Genomic DNA, 13,576 nt, shown 5'->3' with positions numbered 1-13,576 from the left:
GTCACGACCGTTCCTGGCCCGGACGAGGTATGTCGGCCTCCCAGCGTGCGCGCCGTTCGTCATCTGTCTGTTCCCACCACGGCGTACCGCGTTCGCCGAGAGCAACTTTCGTGGCCTGAACACCCGCTCGTGACTCCGGGGCGCCGCCGGTGCGCTTCACCTCGCGACGCCAGGCCATCAGTATCGAGCGCAACTCGGCACTTCGATCCTCAGGAATCGCGGGATCAGTGGCTCGCCAGCGGCGGCCGCCCACCACGATGTAGCGACCGTCATCGGTGTGTTCGACTTCCTTGGCCATGCAATCAGGCTGCCACAAGCGGTCACGATTGAGCGTGGGCGAACGTGCCGATGAGTTCATCGGCCACCCAGTGGGCCACGCCGACCGGGTACGGAGCGGGCAGACCCAGCACGATGTGACCGAACCCGGCATCGACCACTTGGCCGATCGCGTCCCGGGTGCGCTCCGCCTCTTCATAGGAGACCGGCACATGGATCGACCGAGTGATCGAAGCGGGATCTCGACCGATCTCAGCGCAGTAGCGGTCGAGCAATGCACTGCGCGCGATGACATCGTCGATGTCACCCCCGGGAATGTTCCAGATGTCTGCGTGCTCGGCTACGATGCGCAGCACTGCGGCCGAACGCCCGGCGATCAATAGCGGGATGTTGACGCTGAACAGGTTTCGGATTCTGAAACGCCCCGGTCAGTTGTACGTACTCGCCGTCGAAGTCGAACGGTGTGGCCTCGGTCCACAGGCGTTTGATCACGACGCAGGCCTCGGCGAGACTGCCCACCGCATGAGCGACATCATGGAACGGCAAGCCGTGCGCGGGGTATTCGCGTCGAGCTTCTGGAGGGTTCGGCCGCGAGCCCGCTCCGATCCCGAAGTCCAACCGACCGTCGGAGATGATGTCGACGGTGGTGGCGATCTTCGCGAGCATCGCCGGCGGTCGAAAGCGGTTGCTGGTGACCAGGAGGCCGATGCGTAGGCGCTCGGTCTCTGCGGCGAGGGCCGAGAGCAGCGTCCAGCCTTCGAAGATGGGCCCGTTGGGGTCGCCGCCGATCGGCATGAGGTGGTCGAACAGCCAGGCATGTTCGATCTCGGGGATCGCGTCCGCCTCGAGCCACACGTTTAGTACGTCGCGGTATTCGACTTGTTGTTGGGCGGTGAGGATTCCGAAACTGGGGGTGGCCATGAGTATGTGTCCTCGAATGGTGGGGTGGCGAGCATTCGGCGATAGATGTCAGCGACGTCGCAATGACGGGTCGAGGAGGGAAGGAGGGGTGTCCACTTTCTCGTCCGGGGCTAGATCTGTTCCGGGGGAGACGATCTCGTCGATCGCATCGAGGGTGTCTGACGAAAGCGCCGTGTCGGCGGCCGCAGTCTGGGAATGCAGATGTTGCAGGGTGCGGGGGCCGATGATGGCACTGGTCACGCCGGGATGAGCGGTGACGAAGCCGAGCGCGAGTTGGATCATGGTCAGGCCCGCCTGGTCGGCGACAGCCGCCAACTGCTCCACCGCTTCCATCTTGGCGCGGTTCACCGGGATCGTGGTGTCGAACCGGGCCGGCATCAGACCAGAACGGCTGGTTGCGATCTCACGACCTTCGCGGATCGCGCCAGACAGCCAACCCGACGCCAGTGGGCTCCACGCCAGAACGCCCAGTCCGTACTCTTGGGCCACCGGCAGCACGTGGGTCTCGATGCCCCGTTGCAGGATCGAGTAGCTGGGCTGTTCGGTCACGTACCGGCTGAGGTGGCGTTCACTGGCTGCCCACTGCGCCTGGACGATGCGATAAGCGGGGAAGGTTGACGATCCGAAATAGCGGATCTTGCCCGCCCGCTGGAGGTCGGTGAGGGCCGACAGCGTCTCTTCGTCGCTGGTGGTCGGGTCCCACCGGTGGATCTGATAAAGATCGACGTGGTCTACCCCGAGCCGGCGGAGGCTGTTGTCGAGCTCCATGGTGAGCCAACGGCGGGAACTGCCTTGATGATTCAGTTCTTCGCCCATCGGCATGTTTGCCTTCGTCGCCAGGATGAGGTCGTCGCGGCGACCGGAGATCGCGCGGCCGACCATCTCTTCGGACTCTCCCTGGCCGTACATGTCGGCTGTGTCGATGACATTGATCCCAGCGTCGAGAGCGGCATCGACGATGGCGATCGCTTCCTCCTGGGTGGTGCGACCGATGGCGCCGAAGTTCATCGCTCCGAGCGCCAATGTGCTGACCTGGACGCCGGTACGACCCAGGGTGCGGTACTTCATGGTGTCTCCTCTGAAGGTGTGACGCGAGAGCTTGTGCGGCTCTGGCATACTGAACAAAGCGGAACAACGTTCCGGAAACGACGATACGGAACAATGTTCCGTTTGCCAAGTGGGAGGGCCGAGAGCTCTGTGGTGAACAAACAGACGTCTGCGGCACAGGACGGTCCGGGAGGAACGAAGAGCGAGGGCTCGCCACCTCGGAAACGGTCAGATGCGCGACGGAACGAGAAGACATTGCTCGACGCGGCCGCTGCGGCCTTTGTCAGCACCGGCGTCGACGCGCCGGTGCGCGACATCGCCGCCAGGGCGGGGGTTGGCGTCGGCACGATCTATCGTCACTTTCCCACCCGAGCGGACCTCATCGTTGCCGTCTACCGGCACCAGGTCGAGGAGTGCGGGCAGGCCGGCCCTGTACTCCTGGAATCAGGCGTTGCCCCGCACGCGGCGTTGACTCAATGGATCAACCTGTTCGTCGACTTCCTGGTGACAAAGCACGGTCTTGCCGAGGCGCTGCAATCGGACGACGCAGGGTTCCAGACCTTGCACAGCTACTTTCTCGAGCGGCTCGTGCCCGTGTGTGCGTCTTTGCTCGAAGCCGGCGCGGCAGCCGGCGAAACCCGTTCAGACGTAGCCGCATTGGAGCTGATGAGGGGCGTCGGCAACTTGTGCATCGGATCGGGTGACGACTCGAGCTACGACGCACGACGGATGGTCGGGCTGCTCATGGACGGGTTGCGCGTTCGCTGACGCAGGCATCGGCTGCCGACCACCCACCACTACAGTCAAAAGATGCCCACAGCCAAGCGCCTCATGCAGGTCGCCGACAGCATCGACATCGCTGCAGACCCCGGCCGTCTGTACGAGATGGTCAGTGACCCGACCCGAATGGGTGAATGGAGCCCGGAGAACGTCGGTGCAACAGTGGTGAACCCAGCGTCCGACGGTGCAGCGTTTGTCGGGATGGAGTTTCACGGGCGGAACAGACGCGGGAGCGTCAACTGGGTCACGCGTTGCACGGTCACCGCCGCCGAGCCCGGTGCGCATTTCGCATTCCGCGTTGATGCGATCGGCCCGAAGGCGCCGCGTCTCAAGACCCCGATTGCCACCTGGGAGTACAGGTTCGACACCGTGGGGGGCGGTCGCACTCGCGTCACCGAAACGTGGTCCGACGACAGGATCAAGTGGCCCGATGCGGTAGCGGCCGTCTTTGACCGGGTCGCCACGCGAGGCACGACGTTCTCACAGTTCCAACGCCGAAACATCGCGAAAACGCTTGAAGCACTGCGCACAGCTGTGGAAAGTCGGTAGCGCGAACGTTCGGTGATGTAAGACTGTGCCGATGACCTGGCACCGCGTATCTCCGATCGCCCGCATCACCGGCCATGTCGCCTGGTGGGTGTTCGTGGTGGTGACGTTGTTTGCAGGCGGCGTCACCTGGACGGGGGCAACTGAGTACCTCGGCCCGACTTTCGACACGGGGTGGTCGGGAAATCAGCAGGCCTACAGCGAGATCAAAGCTCCCGTGGCCATCGCCAACTTCACCGGCGCGTCGTCTTCGAACACGACCCGTGGACCCAACTCGAGGTGCTGTCGCTGATTGCGTTCGCAGTGGTGATCATCGCGGCTGTGATCGAGGCGATCACATCGCGTCAGCTGGTGCCGGGGATCGTGACGGTTGCGGCGCCGTGCGTTGCCTTCGGGTTGCTGCTGTTGGCAACTCCCGGCGTCCTCGACAGTGTTCGGTTCGGGACGATGCAGACGTTGGGCGTGGTGCTGGTCGCGGTTGCGGTGCGGGAGGTGTGGGCTCGCGGGTTTGCCCCGCGTCCGGGGAGCGGTGCTTCAGACAAGCCGTGACAAACGGCGATGCCGGCCCCGTGAACGGGACCGGCATCGGCGTGATCTGTTCTGTCAGTTGATCAAACGATCACTTCAGGTCGAAGCGATCATTGTTCATGACCTTCACCCATGCGGCGACGAAGTCGTTGACGAACTTGTCCTTGGCGTCGTCCTGCGCGTAGACCTCCACGAGCGCACGCAGCTGGGAGTGCGATCCGAACACCAGATCGACATCCGTCGCGGTCCACTTGGGAGCACCCGTCGACCGATCGGTGCCCTGGTAGATGCCGGCATCGGAGTCGGATGCCTTCCACTCGGTGCCGATGTCGAGCAGGTTGACGAAGAAGTCGTTCGTCAGTGTGCCCGGGCGGTCGGTGAAGACGCCGTGCTTGGTGCCGCCATGGTTTGCACCCAAGGCGCGCAGACCACCGACAAGAGCGGTGAGCTCCGGTGCGGTCACGTCCAGCATGTAGGCGCGATCGAGCAGCAGCACCTCCGCCGGTGTCTTCTCTCCGGTGCGAACGAAGTTGCGGAATCCGTCGGCCCGCAGTTCGAGCACCTTGAACGACTCCGCGTCGGTCTCCTCCTGCGAGGCATCGGTGCGGCCGGGGGTGAACGGCACCGTGACGCCGTGGCCGGCATCCTGGGCAGCCTTTTCCACGGCAGCGGATCCGGCGAGCACGATCAGGTCGGCCAGTGAGATCTTCTTGCCACCCGAGCCGTTGAAGTCCTGCTGGATCTGCTCGAGAACGGTGAGCACCTTTGCCAACTCGGCAGGTTCGTTGGCCTCCCAGTTCTTCTGTGGCTCAAGGCGGATACGTGCACCGTTCGCACCACCGCGCATGTCGGTGCTGCGGTAGCTGCTGGCTGACGACCATGCGGTGTTGACCAGCTGGGCAACGGACAGACCGGACTCGAGCACCTTGCTCTTGAGCGAGGCGATGTCCTGGTCATCAACCAGTTCGTGGTCGACTGCCGGAACCGGGTCCTGCCACAGCTGTGCCTCGGGGACCCAGGGGCCCAGGAAGCGGGTGACGGGTCCCATGTCGCGATGCAGGAGCTTGTACCAAGCCTTTGCAAAGGCCTCGGCGAGCTGCTCGGGATGGTCCAGCCAACGGCGGGTGATCTCGCCGTAGATGGGGTCCTCACGCAGGGCGACGTCGGTGACCAGCATGGTGGGGGCGCGGCCCGGTCCATCGAACGGGTCGGGGATGGTGCCCGCTCCGGCACCGTCCTTGGCAACGAACTGCCATGCGCCGGCGGGGCTCTTGGTCAGTTCCCACTCGAAGCCGTAGAGGTTCTGCAGGAATCCATTGCCCCACTGGGTGGGGGTGGAGGTCCACACGACCTCGAGGCCGCTGGTGACGGTGTCCTCGGCCTTGCCCTTGCCGTAGCCGTTCTTCCAGCCCAGACCCTGCTGCTCCTTCGGCGCGCCTTCGGGCTCGGGACCGATCTTGTCGGCGTTGTGGGCGCCGTGGGTCTTGCCGAAGCTGTGTCCACCGATGATCAGCGCAGCGGTTTCCTCGTCGTTCATGGCCATGCGGCCGAACGTCTCGCGGATGTCCTTGGCTGCCGCGATGGGGTCGGGCTTGCCTTCTGGCCCTTCGGGATTGACGTAGATCAGGCCCATGGTGGTGGCGCCGAGCTGCTCGTTCAGCTCACGTTCGCCCTCGTAACGCTTGTCGGTGCCCAGCCATTCGTCCTCAGGACCCCAGAACACCTCTTCGGGCTCCCAGATGTCTGCCCGGCCGAACGCGAAACCGAAGGTCTGGAAACCCATCGACTCGAGTGCGCAGTTGCCGGCGAAGACCAGGAGATCGGCCCACGAGATCTTGCTGCCGTACTTCTGCTTGACCGGCCACAGCAGGCGGCGGGCCTTGTCGAGGTTGGCGTTGTCGGGCCAGCTGTTGAGCGGGGCGAAACGCTGTGCGCCCTGACCGCCGCCACCGCGGCCGTCGAACACGCGGTAGGTGCCTGCCGAGTGCCAGCTCATGCGGATGAACAGGCCGCCGTAGTGGCCGTAGTCGGCCGGCCACCAGTCTTGCGAGGTGGTCATCAGGTCGATGACGTCGGCCTTGAGTGCCTCCACGTCGAGCTTGGCGAACTCCGATGCGTAGTCGAAGTCCTCGCCCAGCGGGTTCGACTTCGAGGTGTGTGCGTGCAGGATCGACAGGTCGATCTGTTCCGGCCACCAGTCCTTGTTGGTGAGCGGGGCATGCCCCTTGGGCTTCGGCGACGGGATCGCCGGGTTCTCGCTCTCACTGGCGGTAGCGGTTCCGGCGTCTGAATGGGGCGGGCGACTATCGGAGGTCACTGCGTTCCTTTCGCGGTTAGGTTGATCGGGCTGTGATCACGGGCTGTGATCAAACTCTGGTCGCGTCGGCACAATCGGGGCACAGACCCCAATAAGTGACCTCGGCTTCGTCGAGCAGGAATCCGTGCGAGTCCGAAGCGCTGAGACACGGCGCTTCTCCGACCGCGCAGTCGGCATCGGCGATCACGCCGCACGCGCGGCACACCACGTGGTGGTGGTTGTCGCCGACTCGGGATTCGTACCGTGCGACGTGGCCGGCCGGTTGTATCCGGCGCACGAGCCGTGCAGCTGTCAGCGCGCCCAGCACGTCATAGACGGCTTGGCGCGAGACGGAGGGCAGCACTGCGCGCACGAGACCGAAAACGGTGTCGGTGTCGGCGTGCGGATGACTGTCCACGGCTTCCAGAACGGCCACCCTGGGTTGGGTGACGCGGAGGTCTGCGGCGCGTAGCCGTTCCGCGTTGTCCGGTGTGGTGGCCATGGTGACCACGATAAGCAAAGTGTCGGCCCGATGGGAAGGTTTTTCTGGAATCAGTCAAAAAAAGATTTTCCGCGGAGGGGTCAGGCGTCGGGGGTCAGGCGTCGAGGGCGTCCAGTGCCGCGACAACAGAAGCCATGACAGCCCGCCAGTGGGTGCGCTGTAGTTCTCGCTCGCCTGCATCGAGCAGGCGGTCCTGGTGGAAGCGGATCATCGTCTTGCCGGGTCCGCCGGCCCTCACCGCGAGCTGCACGGTGCTGTCGTGTTCCCAGTGGGGTGGCTGCCACGTCAGTCGGATCCGGTCATGCCGGTGGAATGTCCTTGTCTCGCCGACGATTCCGTCTCGGGTCTGGTATGCCCGACCCTTCTCGTCCAACACCGACACGCCGTGCCCGAGCCACAGTGCCGTCCCCTCGGCCGAGGTGAGGAAGTCCCAGACCACATCGAGCGGACATTCCACCGTCTTCGAGACGCCGATCTGCCACCCAGCGTCCTTGGTGTGACCGGTCTCGCGCGAGCTCATCGCATGACGGCGGCGATCGCGGACAGTTCGACGAGTGCGCCGGGGACCGCCATTGATGAGACCATCGCAGCTGCGATCAACGGCGGATCGCCTGTCGGGTCGAGAGCTTGTGCTGCAACGGCATAACCAGCGGTGAGGTCGATGCCGTCGACGGCGAACAGCGTCATGCTCACCACATCCGACATCGTCGCCCCGGCGGCGGCCAACGCGGTCTGCACGTTCTTCATGACCTGTGCGGTCTGGGCTCCGACGTCGTCGCCACCGACGATCGCCCCGGTGGCATCGACCGCGTTCTGGCCGCCGATGTAGATGGTGGTGGCGCCAGGCGGGACAACGGCAACGTGACTGAACGCCGGGCTGCGTACCAGCCCTTCGGGTCTGAGCAATGTGATTGTGTCCATGAAGGCGAAGCTAGACCAATACCCTGCCAAGAACTGTCAGGGTTTGGCATCATCATCAACGTAATGTCCACACCGACCGGTCGTCGCCTGCAGATGCTGGCGATCTTGCAGTCGAACCCGGGTATCAGCGCGGGTCGGTTGGCCGAACGCCTCGATGTCACGGAGCGCACGGCGCGACGCGATGTGGAACACCTCCGAGATCTGGGCTATCGGATCGACGCCGAACCCGGCCGTTTCGGGGGGTACACGCTCGCCGCCGGATCGGTGACTCCACCTCTTGTCCTCGACGCCGACGAGGCTCTCGCGGTCGCGCTCGGGTTGCACGGGTCGGTGGGGGTCGGCGGATTGGCTCCCGCCGCGGTCACGGCACTCGCCAAGTTGACCGAGACCATCCCGTCGCGACTGCGCGGGCGGTTCGAGGCGGTGGCGGCGGCCGAGGCGCTCGAAGGCGGCGAGATGGTGTCTGCGGATGCGGGTGTGCTTGTCACCTTGGCGCTTGCGTGTCGATCAGGGGAGGCCGTCCGCTTCCGGCATCGTCGACGCACAGATCACCGTGGTGAGCCGCGCGATGTCCAGCCCCTCAACCTTGTTCGGGCGAGTGGGCGGTGGTATCTGGTGGGCAACCAGCGTGGATCGCAGCAGTGGCTGACCTACGCCCTCGACCGGATCAGCGATGTGAGGCCGCTGGGCACGAAGTTCGGAACCCCGCCCGCACCCCCCGATGCCGCGGCCTTCGTGGCAGACGCCTTCGCTCACGGCTGGCGCCACCACATCCGGGTGCGCCTGTACATGTCGGGCGACGAAGCAAGACAAATAGTCCGGCCGGTGGTCGGCTCGGTCACCGACGACGGCGACGATTGCGTACTGACGCTTGGTGCCGACGACCTGGACTGGGCTGCGCGCTGGCTGGTCTACCAGAACTTCGACTTCGACGTACTGGAGCCGCCGGCACTGAACGACAGGCTGCATGCGCTGGGGACCTGGATCGCACACCGGTACGGCGAGTCGTCAGGCCTCGAGTCGGGAACGGACAGCAGCGAGTCGCTGACGTAGCTCAGCCTCGTCGATCACGCCACGGTCCAGGAGCAAGTGTGCAAGCGAGATCAACTGGCTCTCGGGGTAGGGCACATCCGCATAGATCGTCGATGACAAGCGGTCTTCGTCATCCCTACGGTCGGTGACACTCGGCGCTTGTGCAGACGCGGCTCGATCGAGCGCGTCACAGACGCCATCAAGACTGGTCTTCCACGGCGGTACCGGATTCTCGACGCCGTACTTCTGCGCCATCGCCGGCCACACCTGCCCCCGTTCGACGATCTCGGCGAGAGGTGCGTAGTCGCTCGTGTGGCCGGAAGTGTTGTCACCCATGTCAATTGTCCTGTGCCGGGTGGATCGCGGGCCGTGTTTCGGTGATGACGTTGGTGGTCACGCCGGGTTTCGGTAGCGCCACCCCGATGAGGCTGTCGCGGGTGATGATCTCGGCCAGCTCGTCTTCGATCCAACCCTCGGTGCCGGGCGGTTGCATGGGCATCACCATGAATCGGTGCTTCTGATTCGAATCTTGCACCCGCACAGCAACATCGTCGGGTAGGTAGAGGCCGAACTCGGCGAGTACCTGACGGGGCCACCGAACCATGCGGCGCCGGTAATTGGGGGTGCGGTACCACTCGGGCGAGTTACCGAGGATGGGTCGCGGATAGCAGGAGCACAGCGCGCAGACGATGACGTTGTGAACGGTGGGGGTGTCTTCCAGAATTGAGAAGGCGGTGAAGTCGCTCGGGGTTCCGAAGCCGGTGGGTTCGAGCCAGTCGACGCCGACCTCCTTGCTTGCCGTCATCGGTTCACTCAGGGCGAGCTGTTTGAACTCGGGATCGAGCCAGGCGCGAGCAACGAGGCGCGCCGCGGGCGTCGGACCGATCTGTTCGGCGAACTCGGTGAAGAGACGGTGCTCTTCTGCGGTGAACAACCCTTTCTCGATACAGAGTTCGCGGAACGCGATCTCGAGCACCTCGAAATCGGTCACCTCGTCGACCATCGGTGCGACAGTCCGGTCGTGGTCGTGGTCGTGGTCGTGGTCGTGGTTGTGCTCGGTCATTCCCCCTGTCCTTCCCCTACGCCGATGCAAGCCACCGTTGCGGTATCTCGGTGCGCAGGATGTCATCTGGTGTGCCGGTATAGCCCTCCCACAGCTCCGCCATCTCGAAGCCGACGACGTAGAACCACTCCGGTTTCGCGTCCTCGCGACCCCATGTCTCGTCTTCGGGTGCGGGACTCTCGTAGGCGACGGATTCGATCCGCCCATGGGCTCCGCGCACATACTCGGGTGTGCGGGTGTAGAGCAGCACCGGGAGTTCGCGGACGAGGACACGATCGCCAACTGCGAACGCGGGCTCGCCGGCCTGCCCCGCGTAGATCTGCGGATCCCCGACTCCCACCGCGTGCCGATGATGGGTGTTGCGTGTGACGCTCGACCCGTCGCCCTCGTAGCGCGGTGTGGCCTCCAGTCTGTTGCCGGACAGCCCGTTCGGGTAGCGGTTCTGGACTTCCAACATTCGCTCGGCGAGTTCTCCGAGGCCTATGTGGTGCTTCTCCACGAGTATCCGCGCAACGGCGTAAAGCCAACGGCCGTAATACGGTATCCCGAGGTACACCGCCCGGCCGACGTCGACGTTGCCGATACGCCGGCGTTCTTCGGACAGCCAGATTCCCCGCCACGCGAGAACCTCGCACATCACGTATGTCATGTGCTCCCAGTACTCGTACGCCTTGTTCTCGTACTTCAACGGCGCATCGGGTTCGCCGCCGACATCGTGAACGGGCTTCATGTACGCGACAAACCGTTTGTGGTCGAGAAGGTCGGGTGTCGGTGCGTCGGGAAGTTCGGGATAGGACGACTGAAGACGGGCAATCAGGTCGAGTTGCTCGGCGCGTTCTTGTGAGGTGCTCATACGCCCTCCTCAGGAGTCGCACCTTCGGCGTGTTTGAGCAGTGAATGTACTCCGCGTTCTTATCGGGCGAACCGGAATTCGGAAAGTTCGGTGGGAACGGCCTCGAGGATCAGATGACGCGCAATCCCAACGGCGCCGCCGGAACACGTAATTCGTTGTCCTTTAACGTGTATCACCGATCCAGAATGACCTCCTGTGCCAGCCGTGAGAGCTTTTCGGGATTACGCACGATGTAGAGCCCCGTGATCTTGCCTTCGTCGAACCTGAACGACACTGCATTGTCGATCTGTCCGTCGATGCTGACGATGAGAGCGGTGGAGCCGTTGATCAGGACTCGCTCGGTGGACACCGATCCCTCGATTCGTGGCAGGCCGCCGGCGAGGAGTCGTGCCACGCGGTCGGACCCGACGATGGGGCGCACAACGGCCTTCTTGACTCCGCCTCCGTCGCCGAGGAGCACCACATCAGGTGCGAGCAGGTCGACCAGCTCTTGCAGATCACCCGTTTCGACGGCGTGCTGAAAAGCTTGCAGGGCAACCCGCGATTCGTCCGGACTCACAGTGCCTCGCGGTCGGCGAGCGGCAACATGAGCGCGGGCTCGGTGAGCAATCTGTCTGACGGCGGCGGAGGTCTTGTCGACGGCGATCGCGATCTCGTCATACGGAAGGTCGAAAACCTCCCGCAGTACGAACACCGCCCTCTCGGTGGGTGCAAGAGTCTCCATCACGAGCAGCATCGCCATCGACACGCTCTCGGCCAGCTCGACGTCATCCGCCACATCGGGTGCTGTCAGCAATGGTTCCGGCAGCCATGGGCCGACATAGGACTCACGTTGACGTCCCAGCGTCCGCAACCGTGACAGTGCCTGGTGGGTGGCGATTGTGACCAGATACGCGCGCTCGTTACGCACGTCGTCGAGGTCGACGCCCGCCCAGCGCATCCAGGTCTCTTGCAACGCATCCTCGGCGTCGGCAGCAGAACCGAGGATCTCGTAGGCAATCGTGAACAGCAGATTGCGATGAGCGAGGAACGCGTCGGTCGCGGCATCAGAATGTCCGCCGGGGGTGTGGGCTGCGGTCAGGGGTTCGTCGGTCATCGGTGCCTTCCTCGCGTTGGTCGCTTGTTCCCATGAGACGCCCGTGTCGGCGAATGTGTGACACCTGGCTGGGGTGTCACAACCGGAGGCTCGCCGACATCTCGTGGTTGTCGCATACCGCGACAGACACCATCTCAAGTGAGGACATGATCAATGGTTGCCCGATTCGACATGCTCGACAATGACGTCGCCGCGAAGTTCAGCAAGCGGTTCCTCAACGCAGGCCTGGTGATCGACGATTCGCCACTGCCGAGATCGACCCAGGAACTGGTCAAGATTCGCGCCAGTCAAATCAACGGGTGTGGATTCTGCACGGACATGCACACCAAGGAGGCGGCTGCGGCCGGGGAAACATCGACGCGGCTCAATTTGATTGCCGTGTGGCGTGAGGCAACCGTGTTCACAGACGCCGAGCGTGCTGCGTTGGCCCTCACCGAAGAAGCCACCCGACTCGCCGATCATCACCGTGGCGTCCCCGATGAAACCTGGGCGGAGGTTCGCAAACACCATGACGACGATCAGGTCGGCGCCCTGATTTGTCTCATCGCGTTGATCAACGCAGCCAATCGGATCAACGTGATCGTGCGAACGCCGGCAGGCGCCTATGAGCCAGGCATGTTCGCCCAGATGGCGAACTGATCGGTGGGGGTGCGGCCGGGCGACGCACTCAGCGGCAGCAGGAGGGGTCGAGAACCTGCCGCAGGGCCTGCAACGCGGCGGTGTGGGCGCGGTAGTAGACGTTCATGCCGCGGCGTTCCGGCCGTACCATCCCCGCCTTCTTGAGCTGTCCGAGATGGTGACTGACCGTCGGTTCGGACAACTTCAACGCAGCGGCGAGGTCGCAGGTGCACACCTCACCCGCCTCGGCCGTGAGAAGAATCGACATGAGCTTGATTCGCACCGGGTCGGCAAGTGCCTTGAGCCGCAACGCAACTTCCAGTGCTGCCGCATCATCCATGGGTGACGCCGAGACCGGCGCGCAACAGATGGGTGCCGTCATGTCGATCACAGGAAGAGTCTTGGGCATGCCTGAACTCTACCGACTTCCTTGACATATGTCGAAAAGGTGGCCAGTGTGGTGTTGCAAGTAGTTCGACGTATGTCTCACAGGTGGAGGTCAAACCATGTCCCGTATGCAGCTGGCACTCAATGTTGACGATCTGGATAAGGCGGTCGCGTTCTACTCGAAGTTGTTCGACGTCCCGCCGGCCAAACTCAAGCCCGGATATGCAAACTTCGCGGTGACGGAACCGCCACTGAAGTTGGTCCTGCTGGAGAACCCGGGCAAGGGTGGAACGATCAACCACCTGGGGGTCGAGGTGGAGTCGAGCGAGAAGGTTCACGGCGAGATCGCCAGACTCAGCGGCGAGGGCCTCTTCACCGAAGAAGAGATCAACTCGACGTGCTGCTTTGCCACCCAAGACAAGGTGTGGGTGACCGGCCCAGCGGGTGAGAAGTGGGAGGTGTACACCGTCCTTGCGGATTCAGACACGTTCGGCACCAGTCCGAAGGTGCTGTCGGACAACAGTGTTGAGGAGGGTTCGACCGATTCGGTTTGTTGCGGTTCGGGTGTGGGGGACGACCTCAGCAAGTCCTGCTGCTAGTTGGTTCGCTATTGGTACGCCACGCTCGGGGTTTTGGCTGTTGCTCGGTCTGTAGTGCGAGCTTTTGCGAGTTTTGAGAGCTGGCCACCAACCCCGCTCGGTGTCCTCGCT

General features: G+C 63.8%; 18 protein-coding genes and 1 pseudogene. 7 read left to right on the top strand and 12 right to left on the bottom strand.

The window, feature by feature from the left end; all coding sequences use genetic code 11:
* Nucleotide 1 precedes the first annotated feature (1 nt).
* The 3 genes and pseudogenes from KXR83_RS01125 to KXR83_RS01115 form a co-directional block, all read right to left on the bottom strand.
* A complete protein-coding gene (locus tag KXR83_RS01125) occupies nucleotides 2-298 on the bottom strand; it encodes a hypothetical protein (protein ID WP_437423208.1) in 297 nt (98 codons plus the stop codon).
* Nucleotides 299-320: 22 nt separating this feature from the next.
* Nucleotides 321-1,197 (bottom strand): annotated as a pseudogene (locus KXR83_RS01120) (LLM class flavin-dependent oxidoreductase).
* A gap of 48 nt (nucleotides 1,198-1,245) precedes the next feature.
* Entirely contained in the window at nucleotides 1,246-2,265 is a 1,020-nt protein-coding gene (locus KXR83_RS01115) for an aldo/keto reductase (RefSeq protein ID WP_437423207.1), read from the bottom strand.
* Nucleotides 2,266-2,499: 234 nt separating this feature from the next.
* Between KXR83_RS01115 and KXR83_RS01110 the strand changes: the two genes are divergently transcribed.
* Genes KXR83_RS01110 through KXR83_RS01095 form a run of 4 tightly spaced genes read left to right on the top strand, consistent with a single transcriptional unit; the run spans nucleotide 2,500 to nucleotide 4,119 of the window.
* Entirely contained in the window at nucleotides 2,500-3,012 is a 513-nt protein-coding gene (locus tag KXR83_RS01110; RefSeq protein ID WP_437423206.1) for a TetR/AcrR family transcriptional regulator, read from the top strand.
* A gap of 42 nt (nucleotides 3,013-3,054) precedes the next feature.
* Nucleotides 3,055-3,573 carry an SRPBCC family protein gene (locus KXR83_RS01105; RefSeq protein ID WP_437423205.1) on the top strand — a complete coding sequence of 173 codons (519 nt, stop codon included), beginning with the start codon at nucleotides 3,055-3,057 and terminating at the stop codon, nucleotides 3,571-3,573.
* 31 nt (nucleotides 3,574-3,604) lie between these two features.
* Nucleotides 3,605-3,862: a hypothetical protein gene (locus KXR83_RS01100; protein WP_437423204.1), complete on the top strand. Its 258-nt coding sequence runs from the start codon at nucleotides 3,605-3,607 to the stop codon at nucleotides 3,860-3,862.
* Nucleotides 3,850-4,119, top strand: coding sequence for a hypothetical protein (locus KXR83_RS01095; protein ID WP_437423203.1), 270 nt, complete (start codon nucleotides 3,850-3,852; stop codon nucleotides 4,117-4,119). Before KXR83_RS01100 ends, KXR83_RS01095 begins: the two co-directional genes overlap by 13 nt.
* A 70-nt stretch (nucleotides 4,120-4,189) precedes the next feature.
* On the opposite strand, the gene katG is transcribed toward KXR83_RS01095, so the two are convergent.
* The 4 genes from katG to KXR83_RS01075 all read right to left on the bottom strand — a co-directional run bounded on the left by katG (nucleotide 4,190) and on the right by KXR83_RS01075 (nucleotide 7,817).
* The gene (katG, locus tag KXR83_RS01090; protein WP_437423202.1) at nucleotides 4,190-6,415 is read right to left on the bottom strand and encodes a catalase/peroxidase HPI; all 2,226 of its coding nucleotides are present in this window, start codon (nucleotides 6,413-6,415) and stop codon (nucleotides 4,190-4,192) included.
* Nucleotides 6,416-6,464: 49 nt separating this feature from the next.
* Complete coding sequence (locus tag KXR83_RS01085) at nucleotides 6,465-6,896, bottom strand: Fur family transcriptional regulator (protein ID WP_437423201.1); 432 nt, start codon at nucleotides 6,894-6,896, stop codon at nucleotides 6,465-6,467.
* Between the two features lie 94 nt (nucleotides 6,897-6,990).
* A complete protein-coding gene (locus KXR83_RS01080; RefSeq protein WP_437423200.1) occupies nucleotides 6,991-7,416 on the bottom strand; it encodes an SRPBCC domain-containing protein in 426 nt (141 codons plus the stop codon).
* A complete protein-coding gene (locus KXR83_RS01075; protein ID WP_437423199.1) occupies nucleotides 7,413-7,817 on the bottom strand; it encodes a RidA family protein in 405 nt (134 codons plus the stop codon). The genes KXR83_RS01080 and KXR83_RS01075 overlap by 4 nt, the downstream gene beginning before the upstream one ends.
* 63 nt (nucleotides 7,818-7,880) lie before the next feature.
* Between KXR83_RS01075 and KXR83_RS01070 the strand changes: the two genes are divergently transcribed.
* On the top strand, nucleotides 7,881-8,870 hold the full coding sequence (locus KXR83_RS01070; protein ID WP_437423198.1) for a helix-turn-helix transcriptional regulator: 990 nt from the start codon (nucleotides 7,881-7,883) through the stop codon (nucleotides 8,868-8,870).
* Here KXR83_RS01070 and KXR83_RS01065 read toward each other — a convergent pair.
* From KXR83_RS01065 to KXR83_RS01050, 4 genes are all read right to left on the bottom strand, one after another.
* The gene (locus KXR83_RS01065) at nucleotides 8,826-9,185 is read right to left on the bottom strand and encodes a thiocyanate hydrolase (RefSeq protein WP_437423197.1); all 360 of its coding nucleotides are present in this window, start codon (nucleotides 9,183-9,185) and stop codon (nucleotides 8,826-8,828) included. The two genes, KXR83_RS01070 and KXR83_RS01065, sit on opposite strands and share 45 nt — an antisense overlap.
* A gap of 1 nt (nucleotide 9,186) precedes the next feature.
* On the bottom strand, nucleotides 9,187-9,912 hold the full coding sequence (gene scnC / locus KXR83_RS01060; protein WP_437423196.1) for a thiocyanate hydrolase subunit gamma: 726 nt from the start codon (nucleotides 9,910-9,912) through the stop codon (nucleotides 9,187-9,189).
* A 16-nt stretch (nucleotides 9,913-9,928) separates the two neighbouring features.
* The gene (locus KXR83_RS01055) at nucleotides 9,929-10,765 is read right to left on the bottom strand and encodes an SH3-like domain-containing protein (RefSeq protein WP_437423195.1); all 837 of its coding nucleotides are present in this window, start codon (nucleotides 10,763-10,765) and stop codon (nucleotides 9,929-9,931) included.
* A 172-nt stretch (nucleotides 10,766-10,937) separates the two neighbouring features.
* Nucleotides 10,938-11,861 (bottom strand): RNA polymerase sigma-70 factor, encoded by a 924-nt coding sequence (locus KXR83_RS01050; protein ID WP_437423194.1) that lies wholly within the window; start codon nucleotides 11,859-11,861, stop codon nucleotides 10,938-10,940.
* Nucleotides 11,862-12,014: 153 nt separating this feature from the next.
* Between KXR83_RS01050 and KXR83_RS01045 the strand changes: the two genes are divergently transcribed.
* Complete coding sequence (locus KXR83_RS01045) at nucleotides 12,015-12,500, top strand: carboxymuconolactone decarboxylase family protein (RefSeq protein WP_437423193.1); 486 nt, start codon at nucleotides 12,015-12,017, stop codon at nucleotides 12,498-12,500.
* Between the two features lie 28 nt (nucleotides 12,501-12,528).
* On the opposite strand, the gene KXR83_RS01040 is transcribed toward KXR83_RS01045, so the two are convergent.
* A complete protein-coding gene (locus KXR83_RS01040) occupies nucleotides 12,529-12,888 on the bottom strand; it encodes an Rv2640c family ArsR-like transcriptional regulator (RefSeq protein ID WP_437423192.1) in 360 nt (119 codons plus the stop codon).
* A 97-nt stretch (nucleotides 12,889-12,985) separates the two neighbouring features.
* On the opposite strand from KXR83_RS01040, the gene KXR83_RS01035 reads away from it, so the two are divergent.
* Nucleotides 12,986-13,465, top strand: a complete 480-nt coding sequence (locus tag KXR83_RS01035; protein WP_437423191.1) for an ArsI/CadI family heavy metal resistance metalloenzyme — start codon at nucleotides 12,986-12,988, stop codon at nucleotides 13,463-13,465.
* Nucleotides 13,466-13,576 lie beyond the last annotated feature (111 nt).

It is taken from the genome of Williamsia muralis, assembly GCF_051487485.1.
GTDB lineage: Bacteria > Actinomycetota > Actinomycetes > Mycobacteriales > Mycobacteriaceae > Williamsia > Williamsia muralis_B.
The sequence above is the reverse complement of the archived record's forward strand: the minus strand, read 5'-3'. Positions and strand labels throughout refer to the sequence as shown.

What these genes read in the sequence shown, in the direction of transcription:
- KXR83_RS01125 (WP_437423208.1), bottom strand. Translation starts at nt 298, where the DNA reads ATGGCCAAGGAAGTCGAACACACCGATGACGGTCGCTACATCGTGGTG.
- KXR83_RS01070 (WP_437423198.1), top strand. Translation starts at nt 7,881, where the DNA reads ATGTCCACACCGACCGGTCGTCGCCTGCAGATGCTGGCGATCTTGCAG.
- KXR83_RS01040 (WP_437423192.1), bottom strand. Translation starts at nt 12,888, where the DNA reads ATGCCCAAGACTCTTCCTGTGATCGACATGACGGCACCCATCTGTTGC.
- KXR83_RS01075 (WP_437423199.1), bottom strand. Translation starts at nt 7,817, where the DNA reads ATGGACACAATCACATTGCTCAGACCCGAAGGGCTGGTACGCAGCCCG.
- KXR83_RS01085 (WP_437423201.1), bottom strand. Translation starts at nt 6,896, where the DNA reads ATGGCCACCACACCGGACAACGCGGAACGGCTACGCGCCGCAGACCTC.
- KXR83_RS01065 (WP_437423197.1), bottom strand. Translation starts at nt 9,185, where the DNA reads ATGGGTGACAACACTTCCGGCCACACGAGCGACTACGCACCTCTCGCC.
- KXR83_RS01105 (WP_437423205.1), top strand. Translation starts at nt 3,055, where the DNA reads ATGCCCACAGCCAAGCGCCTCATGCAGGTCGCCGACAGCATCGACATC.
- KXR83_RS01035 (WP_437423191.1), top strand. Translation starts at nt 12,986, where the DNA reads ATGTCCCGTATGCAGCTGGCACTCAATGTTGACGATCTGGATAAGGCG.
- KXR83_RS01100 (WP_437423204.1), top strand. Translation starts at nt 3,605, where the DNA reads ATGACCTGGCACCGCGTATCTCCGATCGCCCGCATCACCGGCCATGTC.
- KXR83_RS01080 (WP_437423200.1), bottom strand. Translation starts at nt 7,416, where the DNA reads ATGAGCTCGCGCGAGACCGGTCACACCAAGGACGCTGGGTGGCAGATC.
- KXR83_RS01045 (WP_437423193.1), top strand. Translation starts at nt 12,015, where the DNA reads ATGGTTGCCCGATTCGACATGCTCGACAATGACGTCGCCGCGAAGTTC.
- KXR83_RS01115 (WP_437423207.1), bottom strand. Translation starts at nt 2,265, where the DNA reads ATGAAGTACCGCACCCTGGGTCGTACCGGCGTCCAGGTCAGCACATTG.
- scnC (WP_437423196.1), bottom strand. Translation starts at nt 9,912, where the DNA reads ATGACCGAGCACAACCACGACCACGACCACGACCACGACCACGACCGG.
- KXR83_RS01055 (WP_437423195.1), bottom strand. Translation starts at nt 10,765, where the DNA reads ATGAGCACCTCACAAGAACGCGCCGAGCAACTCGACCTGATTGCCCGT.
- KXR83_RS01050 (WP_437423194.1), bottom strand. Translation starts at nt 11,861, where the DNA reads ATGACCGACGAACCCCTGACCGCAGCCCACACCCCCGGCGGACATTCT.